Here is a 14,823-nt window from a genome sequence, read left to right on the forward strand (position 1 = left end):
GGGGCGGCCCATTGGGCGCTCCATCCTGACGAAAGGGCAGCAGGTTCACGTCGCTACGGGGCGCGGCCTGCGGGCGGAGATATCTGAATGAACATCGAGAAATATACGGATCGGGCGAAGGGTTTCCTCCAGGCGGCGCAGACGATCGCCTTGCGCGAGGGCAACCAGCAGTTCACCCCCGAGCATCTTCTGAAGGCCTTGCTCGACGACAACGAGGGCATGGCGGCCGGTCTCATCGACCGGGCCGGCGGCCAGTCGCGCGTCGCCTTGCAGGCTGTCGACCAGGCGCTGGCGAAGCTCCCGAAGGTCTCGGGCGGCTCGGGCGGGCTCAACCTGACGCCGGGCCTCGCCCGCGTCTTCGACACCGCCGAGAAGGCGGCGGAGAAGGCCGGCGATAGCTTCGTCACGGTCGAGCGGCTCTTGCTCGCGCTGGCGATCGAGAAGGATACCGATGCCGGCAAGGCGCTCTCCAAGGCCGGCGTGACGCCGCAGGCGCTGAATGCCGCGATCGAGGCGATCCGCAAGGGCCGCACCGCCGATTCCGCGTCGGCCGAACAGGCCTATGACGCGCTGAAGAAATACGCCCGCGACCTCACCGCCGCGGCGCGTGAGGGCAAGCTCGACCCGGTCATCGGCCGTGACGAGGAGATCCGCCGCACGATTCAGGTTCTCTCGCGCCGGACCAAGAACAATCCCGTCCTGATCGGCGAACCCGGCGTCGGCAAGACCGCCATCGCCGAGGGCCTCGCGCTGCGCATCGTCAATGGCGACGTGCCCGAGAGCCTGAAGGACAAGGAACTGCTCGCGCTCGACATGGGCTCGCTCATCGCCGGCGCGAAATATCGCGGCGAGTTCGAGGAGCGGCTGAAGGCCGTGCTGACCGAGGTCTCCTCCTCGGATGGCGGCGTCATCCTGTTCATCGACGAGATGCATACCCTGGTCGGTGCGGGCAAGACCGATGGCGCGATGGATGCGTCGAACCTGCTGAAGCCGGCGCTCGCGCGCGGCGAACTGCACTGCGTCGGCGCGACCACGCTCGACGAGTACCGCAAATATGTCGAGAAGGACGCGGCGCTGGCGCGGCGCTTCCAGCCGGTCTTCGTCGACGAGCCGACGGTCGAGGACACCATCTCGATCCTGCGCGGCCTCAAGGAGAAATACGAGCAGCATCACCGCGTCCGCATCACGGATTCGGCGCTGGTCTCGGCTGCGACCCTGTCGAACCGCTACATCACCGACCGCTTCCTGCCCGACAAGGCGATCGACCTCGTCGACGAGGCCGGGGCACGGCTGCGTATGCAGGTCGATTCCAAGCCTGAGGAGCTGGATTCGATCGATCGCGAGATTGTCCGTCTCAAGATCGAGCAGGAGGCGCTCAAGAAGGAGAGCGATGCCGGCTCGAAGGAGCGGCTGAAGCGGCTCGAATCCGAACTGGCCGACCTCGAGACGCGCTCCGACACCATCACGACCAAGTGGAAGGCCGAGAAGGACAAGCTGGGCGCGGCCGCGGAGATCAAGACCAAGCTCGACAATGCCCGCAACGAACTCGCCCAGGCGCAGCGCAAGGGCGAGTACCAGCGGGCGGGCGAGCTCGCTTATGGCGAGATCCCGCAGCTCGAGAAGCGCCTGGCCGAGATCGAGGAGAAGGGCGACAGCGCCGGCATGGTCGAGGAGGCGGTGACGCCGGACCATGTCGCGCAGGTCGTCAGCCGCTGGACCGGCGTGCCGGTCGATCGGATGCTCCAAGGCGAGAAGGAGAAGCTGCTCCGCATGGAGGATGTTCTGGCCTCCCGCGTCGTCGGCCAGCGCGAAGCGGTGGAGGCGGTCTCGACCGCGGTCCGTCGCGCCCGCGCCGGCCTGCAGGACCCGAACCGCCCGATCGGCTCCTTCATGTTCCTCGGCCCCACCGGCGTCGGCAAGACCGAATTGACCAAGGCTTTGGCCTCGTTCCTCTTCGACGACGACACAGCGCTCGTGCGCATCGACATGTCCGAGTACATGGAGAAGCACTCGGTCGCTCGGCTGATCGGCGCGCCTCCCGGCTATGTCGGCTATGAGGAGGGCGGCGCCTTGACGGAGGCCGTGCGGCGGCGGCCTTATCAGGTCGTGCTGTTCGACGAGGTCGAGAAGGCGCATCCGGACGTGTTCAACGTCCTGCTGCAGGTGCTCGACGACGGCCGCCTGACCGATGGCCAGGGCCGCACCGTCGATTTCCGCAACGTGCTGATCATCATGACCTCGAACCTTGGTTCGGAGTTCCTGGTGAACCAGCCCGAGGGGCAGGACAGCGATGCGGTTCGCGACGAGGTCATGGGCGTGGTCCGCCACGCCTTCCGGCCCGAGTTCCTGAACCGGATCGACGACATCATCCTGTTCCACCGCCTGCGGCGGCAGGACATGGGCGCGATCGTCGATATCCAGATGGCTCGGCTCGCGAAGCTGCTGACCGATCGCAAGATCACGCTCGAGCTCTCGAAGGAGGCGCGCGAGTGGCTGGCGGAGAAGGGCTACGACCCCGCCTATGGCGCGCGCCCGCTGAAGCGCGTGATCCAGAAATCGGTGCAGGACCCGCTGGCCGAGGCGATCCTCGCGGGCGAGATCGTCGACGGCGAGGACGTGCCGATCACCGTCGGCCCGGGCTCGCTGATGCTGGGTTCGGTTCCCACCGTGAAGGAGAAGCGGCCGGTTGGTGTCGCGCTGAACTGATGCGGATGGCTTCCTTCTCCCTCCGGGGTAGAAGGCGTCTGCGAAGCAGACGGATGAGGGAAGGGTCGCGCAAGCGGCCCTTTTCTTTTGATCGAAGCGCTGCCCTCATCCGTGAGCGCTTCGCGCCGCCACCTTCTCCCCCGAGGGGAGAAGGGAAGGCGTCCGCGGCGACTTAGCCCCGCTTCAACAGAAACACCGCCTGCGCGCCGAACAGGTTCCAGAACCACCACGGCGCTTTGACGCCGACCTTGCCGCCTGCGGCGTCGAGCGCGACCGCGCGCTCCTTCCTGGCGCCGATCTGGTCGCACAGGGTCACGAAGTCGCGGATCGTGCAGAAATGGATGTTGGGCGTGTCCCACCAGGCATAGGGCAGGGAATCCGTCACCGGCATCCGCCCCTGGAAGAACACCTGCGAGCGCATCCGCCAATGCCCGAAATTCGGGAAGGAGACGATGGCGTGCCGGCCGATGCGTAGCATCTGCTCCAGCACGAGGCGGGGATTGCGCGTCGCCTGGATCGTCTGGGAGAGGATCACGTAGTCGAAGCTATCGTCCGGGTAATCGCCGAGATCGGTATCGGCGTCTCCCTGGATCACCGAAAGCCCGCGCGCCACGCAATCGGCCACGCCCTCGCGCGACAATTCGATGCCGCGCGCATCGACTTGCCGGCTCTCGGCCAGAAGCGCGAGCAGTGCACCGTCGCCGCAGCCGACATCGAGCACGCGCGTGCCGGGCTGCACCATCTCGGCGACGAGCTTGAGGTCGATGCGGTTGGTCTGGTTGTCGCTGAAGGCCATGGTCTAAAGTCCGCGCGCCCGTGCCGCCGCGCCGATGAAGCCGCGCGTCGTGGCAAAGAGGTTGGGCTCTTCCAGCAGGAAGGCGTCGTGGCCCTTGTCGCTTTCCAGCTCGACGAAGGAGACCGAGGCGCCCGCCGCGTTCAGCGCATGCACGATCGCGCGCGAATCCGTTGTCGGGAACAGCCAGTCCGAGGTGAAGGAGGCCACGCAGAAGCGCGTCTTGGTGCCCGTGAAGGCCCGCGCCAGCACGCCGTCATGATCGGCGGCGAGGTCGAAATAATCCATCGCCCGCGTCACGTAGAGATAGGAATTGGCGTCGAAGCGCTCGACGAAGCTCAGCCCCTGGTGGCGAAGATAACTCTCGACCTGAAAGTCCGCGTCGAAGGAGAAGGTCGGCGCCTCCCGGTCCTGCAATTTGCGGCCGAACTTGCGGTGCAGCGCCTGCTCCGAGAGATAGGTGATATGCGCGCCCATCCGCGCGACCGACAGCCCCTTTGCGGGCCGCGTGCCCTCTTCGAGGTAGCGGCCGCGCCGCCATTCCGGGTCGGCCATCACCGCCTGCCTGCCGACCTCGTGGAAGGCGATGTTCTGGGCCGAGTGCTTCGCGCCGGTTGCGAGTGGCAGCGCCGAGAAGACGCGGTTGGGATAGCTCGCCGCCCATTGCAGCACCTGCATGCCGCCCATCGAGCCGCCCGCAACGCAGAACAGCGTCTCGATGCCCAGCGAGTCGACGAGTGCGGCCTGCGCCCGCACCATGTCGCGGATGGTCACGACCGGGAAGGACAGGCCCCACGGCTTGCCCGTCGCCGGGTTGGTCGAGGCCGGCCCCGTCGTGCCCGTGCAGCCGCCGATCACATTGGCGCAGATCACGAAGAAGCGGTCGGTATCGACAGGCTTGCCCGGCCCGATCATCGCCGTCCACCAGCCGCCCTTGCCGGTGATCGGGTTGCGGCTCGCGACATACTGGTCGCCGGTCAAGGCATGGCAGACCAGAATCGCGTTCGATTTCTCTTCATTCAACGTGCCATAGGTCTGGTAGGCGATCTGCCAGTGGTCGAGCACGATGCCGCAATCCATCAGCAAGGGCGTATCGGGCCCGAAGCGCGCGACCGGGCTGGAAGGTTCGTTCGCTTCCTTTTGCGGATCGGCCAGGCTGGGGGAGAGATCGCTCATGTCGTCCGCTTCGGCAGTAGGATTTGTCTTGCCGGTCCAGGCGTTCGGAAAATCGAACTCTAGCGATGCCGCGCCGGAGCGCTTCTGTCAACGCGGGACTGCGCTGCCGGCTTTGCCAAGGCGCGGCGGGAGCGCTAAGGAGCGTGGCCTTGCCGGAAAGCGCGTTGCCATGACCGAAGCCGCCCCCACGTCTCTCGCCGACCTGCGCGGTGAAATCGACCGCATCGACAGCGCGATGCATGCGCTGCTGATGGAGCGCTCGCAGGTCATCGAAACGCTGATCTCGATCAAGAAGACGCAGGCCTCCGGCTCCGCCTTCCGCCCCGGCCGCGAGGCCGACATCATGAAGCGCCTCGCGCTGAGCCATAAGGGCCTCTTGCCGCTCGATACGGTCGAGAGCGTCTGGCGCATCATCATCGCCACCTTCACCTATGTTCAGGCGAATTATTCGGTTCATGCCGACACCTCCGGCGGCGATGCGGCGATGCGCGATTCCGCCCGCTTCCATTTCGGCTTCACAGTGCCCTACATCCCGCATGAGGATGCGCGCTCCGTCATCGGCGCGGTCGCGGAATCGGCCGGTGATCTCGGCATCTTCCGCATGGACCAGGGCGCCAGCGCCGGCATCTGGTGGCGCGACCTGATCGGGGCCGATGCGCCGAAGATCATCGCGCGGCTGCCTTTCGTCGAGCGCCCGAACCATCCCGCGGGAACGCCGGTCTACTGCATCGCCAAGCCGCTGGCGGACGCCGCCGTTCGCGAGATCGTGCTCTACGCCGCCCGCGTCGAGCGCTGGTCTGAAGGCTTGCGGCACGGCCTCGCCGAGCATCTGGCCGAGGTCTCGGCCTCGGCTGCAGACGGCTCGCATCTCTCGCTGCTGGTAGCGGCCTCCGGCGAGGTCGATCAGGCCGCGATCCGGCAAGCCCTCGTGCCGGCGGGTCTCAGCGACTTCGCCGAGATCGGCAGCCACGCCGCCCGCTTCTCCGTCAAATCCGCCCGCTGAACGGGCTCGCATCGCTCCCTGCTGCAAGGTCAATCGTCATGGCGACCCGTCCTGTCCCGCGTCCCGGCGTCCTCGATATCGAGGCCTATGTTCCCGGCAAATCCGCCGCGCCCGCCGGCGTGAAGCTGCACAAGCTCTCCTCCAACGAAACGCCGCTCGGCCCGAGCCCGAAGGCGATCGCCGCCTTCGAGGGCCTCGCCGCCAAGCTGGAGCTTTATCCCGACGGCACGTCGACCAAGCTCAAGCAGGCGATCGCCGGCCGCTACGGCCTCGATCCCGCGCGGATCATCTGCGGCAACGGCTCGGATGAGCTGCTGGAGCTCGTCACCAAGGCCTATCTCGGCGCGGGCGACGAGGGCATCTACAGCCAGTACGGCTTCCTGGTTTACCGCATCGCCATCCTCGCCATGGGCGGCAAGCCGGTCGTCGTGCCCGAGAAGAACTACACGGCCGATGTCGACGGCATCCTCGCGGCGGTGACGCCGAAAACGAAGATCGTCTTCCTCGCCAACCCCAACAACCCGACCGGCACCTATCTGCCCTTCGACGAGGTCAAGCGCCTGCAGGCCGGCCTGCCGCCGCATGTCCTGCTCGTGCTCGACGCGGCCTATGCCGAATATGTCCGCCGCAACGACTACGCTTCCGGCATCGAGCTCGTCGCCGAGAGCGAGAATGTGGTGATGACCCGCACCTTCTCGAAGATCTACGGCCTCGCCAATCTGCGCATCGGCTGGATGTATGCTCCGGCTCATATCATCGATGCGCTGGAGCGGATCCGCGGCCCCTTCAACGTCAACGGCGCCGCGATCGAGGCCGGTGCCGCCGCTGTGGCCGACGACGCTCATGTCTCTGCCGCCCTTGAGCACAACGAAAAATGGCTCGCCTGGACGACGGCGGAGCTGGAGAAGCTCGGCCTGACCGTCACCCCGTCGGTTGGCAATTTCGTGCTGATCCATTTCACCAGGACGCCCGGCAAGACCGCCAAGGACGCCGATGCATTCCTGACCCAGCGCGGCCTGATCCTGCGTGCCGTCGGTGGCTACGGCCTGCCGGACGCGCTGCGCATGACCATCGGCTCCGAGGAGGCGAACCGCCTCGTCGTTGCCGCGCTCGCCGATTTCCTCAAGGCATGAGCGAGATGGCGGAAAGCTTCGCGCCGCGCCGGCCCACACCGGTCTTTGCCCGCCTCGCCATCATCGGCATCGGGCTGATCGGCTCCTCCATCGCGCGCGCGGCGAAGGAGCTGAACCTCGCCGGCACGATCGTGCTGGCCGATCGCGACGAAGCCGTCCGCCAGCGGGCGCGCGAACTCGGCCTCGGCCACGCTGTTGCCGAGACGGCGGCGGAAGCGGCTGTTGATGCCGACCACATCATCTTCTGCGTTCCGGTCGGTGCCTGTGGGCCGGTCGCGGCCGAGATTGCATCCTCGCTGAAGCCGGGCGCGATCGTCTCCGATGTCGGCTCGGTCAAGGGCTCGGTCGTCGACGCCGTCTCGCCGCATCTACCCGAGGGTGTCGCCTTCGTACCGGCCCACCCGGTCGCGGGCACGGAGAATTCCGGCCCCGATGCCGGCTTCCCGAGCCTCTTCCTCAACCGCTGGTGCATCCTGACCCCGCCGGAAGGCACCGACGCTTCGGCCATCGCGAAAACCCGCCAGTTCTGGGAGGGGATGGGCGCGCTGGTCGAGGTGATGAGCGCGCAGCATCATGATCTCGTGCTGGCCGTCACCAGCCACCTGCCGCATCTCATCGCCTACAACATCGTCGGCACGGCCGAGGATCTGGAGGCGGTGACGCAGTCCGAGGTGATCAAGTTCTCGGCCGGCGGCTTCCGCGACTTCACCCGCATCGCCGCCTCCGACCCGACGATGTGGCGCGACGTCTTCCTGCATAACAAGGAAGCGGTGCTGGAGATGCTCGGCCGCTTCAACGAGGACCTCGCCTTGCTCACCCGGGCCATCCGCTATGGCGACGGCGAGACGCTGCACAAGCACTTCACCCGCACCCGCGCCATCCGCCGCGGCATCGTCGCGCTCGGCCAGGAGAAGCCGGAGACGGAGAAGCTGCGCAAGGATTGAGGTCTGTCGCACAAAGCCGTGCGGAGGCACTGTGCATGACGTCGAGATTGGCTTGCCAAGCTCGGCGCCTGCTGGTACAGCGCCACCCGTTGCCGCTTTAGCTCAGCTGGTAGAGCACCTCATTCGTAATGAGGGGGTCGGGGGTTCGAATCCCTCAAGCGGCACCACTTTCCCTCCCGCCCTTTCCCGTCGATTTGCTCGCGATCTCGTCGCGGCCGGCCCGCGCCTCCTAAAGGCGCCGCGCGGTCAGGCCTTTGGCGACGATGGGGCCCGTGGGACGTCCCGTCGGAGACCCGGAAGCCGGCTCCACCGTGATCTCGAAGAGCTGGTCGGCGCCCAGCGGCAGGTTATCCAGTCGCAGCGGCACGGCGCGCGCACGATCGATCAGCCCGACCGAGCGCGGCCCGGCGGCCCGATCCCACAAGGTCCAGATTTCGAGGGCGCGTCCCTGCGGCACCGCGATGTCCTGCAGCGGCAGCAATTCGACGCGCCCGTCGGCGAAGGTATTCACCACCGCGGCGGCGATATTGGTATCCGTCAGCAGGACGGCGACCATCACGGGCTGGCGGCGGGCACGATCGAGGGCGGCGACGAGCCCGGCTGCAAGCAGGATTGAAGCGACTGCTCCGGCAAAGGCGGCACCGCGCCAGAGCCAGAGATTGGTCCACCATTGCGCCAGCCGGATGCGAAGTCCCGGCCGTTCGACCGCGCTCCGGCGCGAAGAAGTCGCTCCATCGAGCCCGCCCGCGATGCGCAGCCAGAGCCCCGGCGATGGTTCGGCCGGCTGCGCGGTGGCGTCGATCGGTGCCAGCCTCGTCTGCCAGCGCGAGACCGCGGCATGCAGCGCGGCGTCATCCGCCATCCGCCTCTCGAAGGTCGCCTTCTCGGCTCCCTCGATCAGGCCCAGCACATATTCTCCGGCGAGGATCTCGCGATCAGGTTCCTGGGTCATCCCAAGCACTCCTTGAGCGCGATCAGAGATCGACGGATCCAGGACTTCACCGTGCCGAGCGGCATGCCGAGCCTGCCGGCGATCTCGCCATGGCTCAGCCCCTGCACGAAGGCGAGCAGCACCATGCTCCGCCGCGGGGAGGGCAGGGTTTCCAGGCAGCCGCGCAGCGCCTTGGCGTCGGATAGCTTCGCCATCACCGTCTCCGGGTCGTCCTCCTCGCTGGCTGCCTCGGCGGCGATCGGATTCTCGTCGGTGTCCATGCGCCGCTCGTCGCGCAGGATCGAGAGCGAGCGGTTGCGCAGGATGGCGTAGATCCAGGTCAGGCCCGAACCGCGTTGGGGATCGAAGCGTCCCGCATGCCGCCAGATCAGGATAAAACTGTCCTGCACCGCTTCCTCCGCCAGGGCGCGGCGCTTCAGCATGCGCTGCGCCACACCGATCATACGCGGGCATTCCTGGTCGTAGATGCGCCGGAGTGCATTTTTATCGCCGCCTGCGCAGGCAGCCAGCGCCTGCTCGATATCGGCCCCGTGCGACTGCGCGGCATTGACGGCCATGCGGAATCCTTTGCTCGGCAGTCCCGGCTGGACTGGGCAATGGGAGGATACGCGGCGCCGGTCGCGTTGGATGCACCCCGCCCGATTTATTTTTTCGAGCGCATCCGGTGCCTTGTCTCATCTCTATCCGGAAGGAGCGCCGCGAGCTGACATCATGCAGCGGCGCCTGACAGAACCGGAGGACAAGATGACCAAGACGATCCGTTTCGCGCTCGTTGTTTCCACCATCCTCGGCAGCGGGGTTGCCGCGCAGGCTGCCATGCTCGCAGCCCTGACCGGAGACGACACGCTCACCATGGTCGACACCGCGACCCTCAAGGCCGGCAAGCAGATGAAGGTTACCGGCATTGCCGGCAAGATCGCCGGCATCGACGTCAGGCCGGCCGACGGCATGCTTTACGCGCTCGCCGTCGATGGCACGATCTATGTGATCGACAAGGCCGGCAAGGCGACGATGAAATCCAAGATGGATACCATGCTCCCGGCCAGTGCCATGGCCACCGTCGATTTCAACCCGGCTGCCGATCGGCTCCGCGTGATCGGCTCGGACGGCACCAACCTGCGGGTCAATGTCGATGACGGCAAGACGACGGTCGACGGCAAGCTGAAATTCGCCGAGACGGACATGCACAAGGGCGAAGCGCCGATGATCGTGGCCGGCGCCTACACCAACTCCGTCAAGGGCACGAAGGAGACGGCGCTCTACGATATCGACGGCAAGATCGGCGGCCTGATCAAGCAGGCGCCGCCCAATGACGGCGTCCTCGGCGCGGTCGGCAAGCTCGGGATCATGCCGAAGGCGATCGCATTCGATATCGAGACCGCCGCCGACGGCTCCAATACCGGCTGGCTGCTCGCTGACGGCGCACTCCACAAGGTCGATCTCGCGACCGGCAAGGCGACGGCGATGGGCAAGGTTGCAGGGCTCGGCGCCTCGGCGCGGGATGTTGCGGTCCTGCTTGCGATGTAAATTCGTCCCGAGGGCCGAGACGCCCGCTTCGACGGGCGTCTCGGTTGCTGCCCGCCGTCTATGCCGGGTGGTTTCGCGCTTCTCGCGTCGCATGCCATGCCGCCCCGCAAGGGCGGCTTTTTGTTCGTCGCCTGCCGCCGGAGCGCTGCTGTTGTTCCGGCCTGCCAATATGGCTGACCTCGCGCCTCAACGAATTCGCCTAATATCGCGCCAATTACTCTCTGTTGGTCAAATTTGCCTAGAAAATAATCGAAATCGGATCGTCGTGCTGGGCCCGTGCTGTGATCGAACGCCGGATGACGTAGCGCAACCCTTGAAAACCGCCACGCCGCCGCGAAAACGGCCGCGGCCGGATGTGTTGGCACATCGCTTGCGAAGCTTGGGGTCATGGGCCGCACGGTCCGTCGGCGTCGAGGGGGCGCCGCCAACAACAATCCTTCGGGAGATGGCCGTGAACAGCAATCGTCGCGAATTCCTCGGCACCGCTCTGGCGGGCGCCGCTTTCCTCGGATCGTCCCACCTGCCGGCAGTGGCGCAGCAGGACACCATCAAGGTCGGTATCCTTCATTCGCTCTCGGGCACGATGGCGATCTCCGAGACGACGCTGAAGGACGTCATGCTCATGCTCATCGAGGAGCAGAACAAGAAGGGCGGCCTGCTCGGCAAGAAGCTCGAGGCCGTCGTCGTCGACCCCGCCTCGAACTGGCCGCTCTTCGCCGAAAAGGCGCGCGAGCTGATCACCAAGGACAAGGTCGCCGCCACCTTCGGCTGCTGGACCTCCGTCTCGCGCAAATCGGTGCTGCCGGTCTTCAAGGAGCTCAACAACATCCTGTTCTACCCCGTCCAGTACGAGGGCGAGGAGAGCGAGCGCAATGTCTTCTACACCGGCGCCGCGCCGAACCAGCAGGCGATCCCGGCGGTCGACTATCTCGCCAAGGACGAGAAGGTCGAGCGGTGGGTGCTGGCCGGCACCGACTATGTCTATCCGCGCACGACCAACAAGATCCTCGAGGCCTATCTCAAGTCCAAGGGCGTGAAGCCCGAGGACATCATGATCAACTACACGCCCTTCGGTCATTCCGACTGGCAGACCATCGTCTCCGACATCAAGAAGTTCGGTTCGGCCGGCAAGAAGACGGCGGTGGTCTCGACCATCAACGGCGACGCCAACGTGCCGTTCTACAAGGAACTCGGCAACCAGGGCATCAAGGCGACCGACATTCCGGTCGTGGCCTTCTCGGTCGGCGAGGAGGAGTTGGCCGGCATCGACACCAAGCCGCTGCTCGGCCATCTCGCCGCCTGGAACTACTTCCAGTCGATCAAGACGCCGGAGAACGAGGCCTTCATCAAGCAATGGCAGGCCTTCACCAAGAACCCGAAGCGCGTCACCAACGACCCGATGGAAGCCCATGTCGTCGGCTTCGCCATGTGGGTGAAGGCGGTCCAGAAGGCAGGAACCGTCGATCCGGACAAGGTCATTGACGCGCTGCCCGGCATCGAGGCGCCGAACCTCACCGGCGGCATCTCGAAGATGCTCCCCAACCACCACATCACCAAGCCGGTCTTCATCGGCGAGATCAAGGATGACGGCCAGTTCGACGTGGTCTGGAAGACCTCTGGCCTCGTCCCCGGCGACGCCTGGTCGAAGGAACTCGACGGCTCCAAGGACCTCGTCGGCGACTGGGTCGAGAAAAAATGCGGCAATTTCAACGTCAAGACCGGCAAGTGCGGCGGCGTCTGAGTTCCTGAGGGGGAAGGGCGGCACGGGAAACATCCCGGCCGCCCTTCATTCGCCGCCCTGCGGCACGGCTTTTCCAGGCAATCACCAGCGGATATGCGAACCGGATCGATGCCGATCTTCCACCGCCTGAAGCATGCGCTCGTCATCCTCGTCGCGCTGGTCGTGGCCTCGGTCGCGTCGATCGCGCAGACCGCCGACGAAGCCTTCACGCGGCTCGCTGCCGACAGCTATTCCGATACCTCCCGCGCCATCGAGATCCTCGTCTCGACCGCCCATCCGAATGCGGCGCTGATCGTCGAAGCTCTCAATGACGGACGCTTGCAGGCGGGGCCGGGCGGTGTGGCGGTGAAGACGGCTGCCGGAGGCTTTGTCGATGCCCGCACAGGGCAGGCTTTGGCCGCCGCTCCCGCCGGTGTGAAGCCCGTTCGCCTGAACAACGCCGTACGTCGCGCCGTACAGGCCGCGCTCGGCGGTCTTGGCTTGCTCAATCCCGATCCGGCGAGGCGCGCCGCTGCGGCCGAAGCCGTGTTCAAATCCCGCGATGCCAGCCTGCTGCCGGTCGTCGAAGCCGCGATCGGCAAGGAAACCAATGCCCGTGCGCTCGCCGCCTTGCGCCAGGCCCAGGCCGCGATCCTGATTGCCAAGCCGGACACGCAGCCGCTGGATCGCTTCGCCGCAATCGAAGTCCTGCGCGAGCGTGGCGACCAGGACGCGCTGGCGACGCTGCGCGCTCTGCCGGGCGACGCGACGCCGGCCCTCAAGGAGGCGCAGGCCAAGGCGATCACCGCCATCGAAGGTCGTTTGAAGCTGTGGGCCGCCGCGCAGAACCTCTGGTACGGGCTCTCGCTCGGTTCGGTCCTGCTGCTCGCCGCCATCGGGCTGGCCATCACCTTCGGCGTGATGGGCGTGATCAACATGGCACATGGCGAGATGGTCATGCTCGGCGCCTACACGACGTTCGTGGTGCAGGAGCTGATCCGCACGAATGCGCCCTGGCTGTTCGACTGGTCGCTGGCGATCGCGCTGCCGGCGGCGTTCGTCGTTGCGGGCGCGGTCGGCATCGCCATCGAGCGCGGCATCATCCGCTTCCTCTACGGCCGGCCGCTGGAGACGCTGCTCGCGACCTGGGGCATCAGCCTGATCTTGCAGCAGGCGGTGCGCACCGCCTTCGGCCCGACCAATCGCGAGGTCGGCGCGCCCTCCTTCATGTCCGGCGCCTTCGAACTCGGCGGCCTCGCGATCACCTATAATCGGCTCTGGATCATCGTCTTTGCCGCGCTGGTCTTCGCCGCGCTGCTCGCCATCCTGAAGCTCACGCCGATGGGCCTGCAGATGCGCGCGGTCACCCAGAACCGGCGCATGGCCTCGGCCATGGGCATCCGCACCGGCCGCATCGACGCGCTGACCTTCGGGTTGGGTTCGGGCGTCGCGGGGCTGGCCGGCGTCGCGCTCTCGCAGATCGACAATGTCAGCCCCAATCTCGGCCAGAGCTACATCATCGATAGCTTCATGGTCGTGGTCTTCGGCGGCGTCGGGAACCTGTGGGGCACGCTGGTCGGCGCCATGACGCTCGGCGTCGCCAACAAGCTGCTCGAACCCTATGCCGGCGCCGTGCTCGGCAAGATCGCGCTGCTCGTCTGCATCATCCTCTTCATCCAGAAGCGCCCGCGCGGCCTGTTCGCGCTCAAGGGCAGGGCGGTGGAAGCATGATCACCCGCTTCCTCCTCCAGAACATGGACAAGCGCGGCGGCATCTTCCTCGCGATCCTGCTGGGCCTGGCCGTGCTGGTGCCGCTGTCGAATCTGCTGCTACCGGCATCCTCGCCCTTCCATGTGCCGACCTCGACCATGTCGCTCTGGGGCAAGTACCTCTGCTACGCGCTGCTCGCGGTCTCGCTCGATCTCGTCTGGGGCTATTGCGGCATCCTCAGCCTCGGCCACGGCGCCTTCTTCGCGCTCGGCGGCTACGCCATGGGCCTCTACCTGATGCGTCAGATCGGCTCGCGCGGGGTCTATGGCAACCCGATCCTGCCGGATTTCATGGTCTTCCTGAACTGGCAGGAATTGCCCTGGTACTGGTGGGGCTTCTCCTCCTTCCCCTTCGCGATGCTGATGGTGCTGGCCGTGCCCGGTCTGCTCGCCTTTGTCTTCGGCTGGTTCGCCTTCCGCTCGCGCGTCACCGGCGTCTATCTCTCGATCATCACGCAGGCCCTCACCTATGCGCTGCTGCTCGCCTTCTTCCGCAACGACATGGGCTTCGGCGGCAATAACGGGCTGACCGATTTCAAGGACATCCTCGGCTTCAACATCCAGGCGCAGACCACGCGTGCCGCCCTGTTCTCGATGACCTGTGTCATGCTGGCGGCGGGCTTCCTGATCGCGCGCGGCATCGTCGTCTCGAAGCTCGGCAAGGTCGTGATCGCGATCCGCGACGCCGAATCCCGCACCCGCTTCCTCGGCTACCGGGTGGACCGCTTCAAGCTCTTCGTCTTCACCGTCTCGGCCTGCATGGCGGGCGTCGCGGGCGCTCTCTACGTGCCGCAGGTCGGCATCATCAATCCCAGCGAATTCGCCCCGGCCAACTCGATCGAGACCGTGATCTGGGTTGCGGTCGGCGGGCGCGGCACGCTGGTCGGCGCGGCCTTGGGCGCCGTCGTGGTCAATTGGGCCAAGACCATGTTCACCTCCGGCTTCATGGCGCCGTACTGGCTCTTCGCGCTCGGCGGGCTCTTCGTCGTCGTCACGCTCTTCCTGCCCAAGGGCATCCTCGGCACCGCCGAAGCCTTGTGGGCACGCCGCCGTAAGCCCGATGCGACACCGGCCGCCGAGCCGGCCCCGGCGGAGTAGTT

Annotated in this window: 12 protein-coding genes and 1 tRNA gene; 9 read left to right on the plus strand and 4 right to left on the minus strand. The window is 66.3% G+C overall.

All coding sequences use genetic code 11. The features are described from left to right. The first annotated feature begins 87 nt into the window (after positions 1-87). Positions 88-2,706, plus strand: coding sequence for an ATP-dependent chaperone ClpB (clpB, locus tag ACFJGT_RS03600; protein WP_377845949.1), 2,619 nt, complete (start codon positions 88-90; stop codon positions 2,704-2,706). A 172-nt stretch (positions 2,707-2,878) separates the two neighbouring features. Here clpB and metW read toward each other — a convergent pair whose 3' ends face one another. Further along, positions 2,879-3,502, minus strand: a complete 624-nt coding sequence (gene metW, locus ACFJGT_RS03605) for a methionine biosynthesis protein MetW (protein WP_377845951.1) — start codon at positions 3,500-3,502, stop codon at positions 2,879-2,881. A gap of 3 nt (positions 3,503-3,505) precedes the next feature. Beyond that, a complete protein-coding gene (locus tag ACFJGT_RS03610; RefSeq protein ID WP_377845954.1) occupies positions 3,506-4,675 on the minus strand; it encodes a homoserine O-acetyltransferase in 1,170 nt (389 codons plus the stop codon). A gap of 169 nt (positions 4,676-4,844) precedes the next feature. Between ACFJGT_RS03610 and ACFJGT_RS03615 the strand changes: the two genes are divergently transcribed. From ACFJGT_RS03615 to ACFJGT_RS03630, 4 genes are all read left to right on the plus strand, one after another. Further along, entirely contained in the window at positions 4,845-5,678 is an 834-nt protein-coding gene (locus tag ACFJGT_RS03615) for a chorismate mutase (RefSeq protein WP_377845956.1), read from the plus strand. Positions 5,679-5,710: 32 nt separating this feature from the next. Further along, entirely contained in the window at positions 5,711-6,811 is a 1,101-nt protein-coding gene (gene hisC, locus ACFJGT_RS03620) for a histidinol-phosphate transaminase (protein WP_377848913.1), read from the plus strand. Positions 6,812-6,816: 5 nt separating this feature from the next. After that, a complete protein-coding gene (locus tag ACFJGT_RS03625) occupies positions 6,817-7,755 on the plus strand; it encodes a prephenate/arogenate dehydrogenase family protein (RefSeq protein WP_377848914.1) in 939 nt (312 codons plus the stop codon). 91 nt (positions 7,756-7,846) lie between these two features. Next, positions 7,847-7,922: transfer RNA gene (locus tag ACFJGT_RS03630), tRNA-Thr, on the plus strand. 62 nt (positions 7,923-7,984) lie between these two features. Here ACFJGT_RS03630 and ACFJGT_RS03635 read toward each other — a convergent pair. Together ACFJGT_RS03635 and ACFJGT_RS03640 are read right to left on the minus strand one after the other, a co-directional pair. Continuing rightward, positions 7,985-8,707: an anti-sigma factor domain-containing protein gene (locus ACFJGT_RS03635; RefSeq protein WP_377845958.1), complete on the minus strand. Its 723-nt coding sequence runs from the start codon at positions 8,705-8,707 to the stop codon at positions 7,985-7,987. Beyond that, the gene (locus ACFJGT_RS03640; RefSeq protein WP_377845960.1) at positions 8,704-9,264 is read right to left on the minus strand and encodes a sigma-70 family RNA polymerase sigma factor; all 561 of its coding nucleotides are present in this window, start codon (positions 9,262-9,264) and stop codon (positions 8,704-8,706) included. The genes ACFJGT_RS03635 and ACFJGT_RS03640 overlap by 4 nt, the downstream gene beginning before the upstream one ends. Before the next feature lie 187 nt (positions 9,265-9,451). Here ACFJGT_RS03640 and ACFJGT_RS03645 point away from each other — a divergent pair, with 187 nt between their 5' ends. The 4 genes from ACFJGT_RS03645 (at position 9,452) to urtC (ending at position 14,821) form a co-directional block, all read left to right on the plus strand. Continuing rightward, complete coding sequence (locus tag ACFJGT_RS03645; RefSeq protein ID WP_377845962.1) at positions 9,452-10,234, plus strand: DUF4394 domain-containing protein; 783 nt, start codon at positions 9,452-9,454, stop codon at positions 10,232-10,234. A 445-nt stretch (positions 10,235-10,679) separates the two neighbouring features. Further along, positions 10,680-11,975, plus strand: coding sequence for an urea ABC transporter substrate-binding protein (gene urtA, locus ACFJGT_RS03650; protein WP_377845964.1), 1,296 nt, complete (start codon positions 10,680-10,682; stop codon positions 11,973-11,975). 108 nt (positions 11,976-12,083) lie between these two features. Beyond that, positions 12,084-13,685, plus strand: coding sequence for an urea ABC transporter permease subunit UrtB (gene urtB / locus ACFJGT_RS03655; RefSeq protein WP_377845966.1), 1,602 nt, complete (start codon positions 12,084-12,086; stop codon positions 13,683-13,685). Continuing rightward, positions 13,682-14,821 carry an urea ABC transporter permease subunit UrtC gene (gene urtC, locus ACFJGT_RS03660; RefSeq protein ID WP_377845968.1) on the plus strand — a complete coding sequence of 380 codons (1,140 nt, stop codon included), beginning with the start codon at positions 13,682-13,684 and terminating at the stop codon, positions 14,819-14,821. Before urtB ends, urtC begins: the two co-directional genes overlap by 4 nt. The last annotated feature ends 2 nt before the right edge of the window (positions 14,822-14,823 follow it).

Origin of the sequence: Allobosea sp. UC22_33, from assembly GCF_042700715.1 — a bacterium.
In the GTDB taxonomy this organism is placed as follows: Bacteria; Pseudomonadota; Alphaproteobacteria; order Rhizobiales; family Beijerinckiaceae; genus Allobosea.

Bases quoted from the DNA above. Each gene is read 5' to 3' on its own strand.
- ACFJGT_RS03615 (WP_377845956.1), top strand. From the start codon at position 4,845: ATGACCGAAGCCGCCCCCACGTCTCTCGCCGACCTGCGCGGTGAAATC.
- ACFJGT_RS03640 (WP_377845960.1), bottom strand. From the start codon at position 9,264: ATGGCCGTCAATGCCGCGCAGTCGCACGGGGCCGATATCGAGCAGGCG.
- clpB (WP_377845949.1), top strand. From the start codon at position 88: ATGAACATCGAGAAATATACGGATCGGGCGAAGGGTTTCCTCCAGGCG.
- ACFJGT_RS03625 (WP_377848914.1), top strand. From the start codon at position 6,817: ATGGCGGAAAGCTTCGCGCCGCGCCGGCCCACACCGGTCTTTGCCCGC.
- urtA (WP_377845964.1), top strand. From the start codon at position 10,680: ATGGCCGTGAACAGCAATCGTCGCGAATTCCTCGGCACCGCTCTGGCG.
- ACFJGT_RS03645 (WP_377845962.1), top strand. From the start codon at position 9,452: ATGACCAAGACGATCCGTTTCGCGCTCGTTGTTTCCACCATCCTCGGC.
- urtB (WP_377845966.1), top strand. From the start codon at position 12,084: ATGCCGATCTTCCACCGCCTGAAGCATGCGCTCGTCATCCTCGTCGCG.
- urtC (WP_377845968.1), top strand. From the start codon at position 13,682: ATGATCACCCGCTTCCTCCTCCAGAACATGGACAAGCGCGGCGGCATC.
- ACFJGT_RS03635 (WP_377845958.1), bottom strand. From the start codon at position 8,707: ATGACCCAGGAACCTGATCGCGAGATCCTCGCCGGAGAATATGTGCTG.
- metW (WP_377845951.1), bottom strand. From the start codon at position 3,502: ATGGCCTTCAGCGACAACCAGACCAACCGCATCGACCTCAAGCTCGTC.
- ACFJGT_RS03610 (WP_377845954.1), bottom strand. From the start codon at position 4,675: ATGAGCGATCTCTCCCCCAGCCTGGCCGATCCGCAAAAGGAAGCGAAC.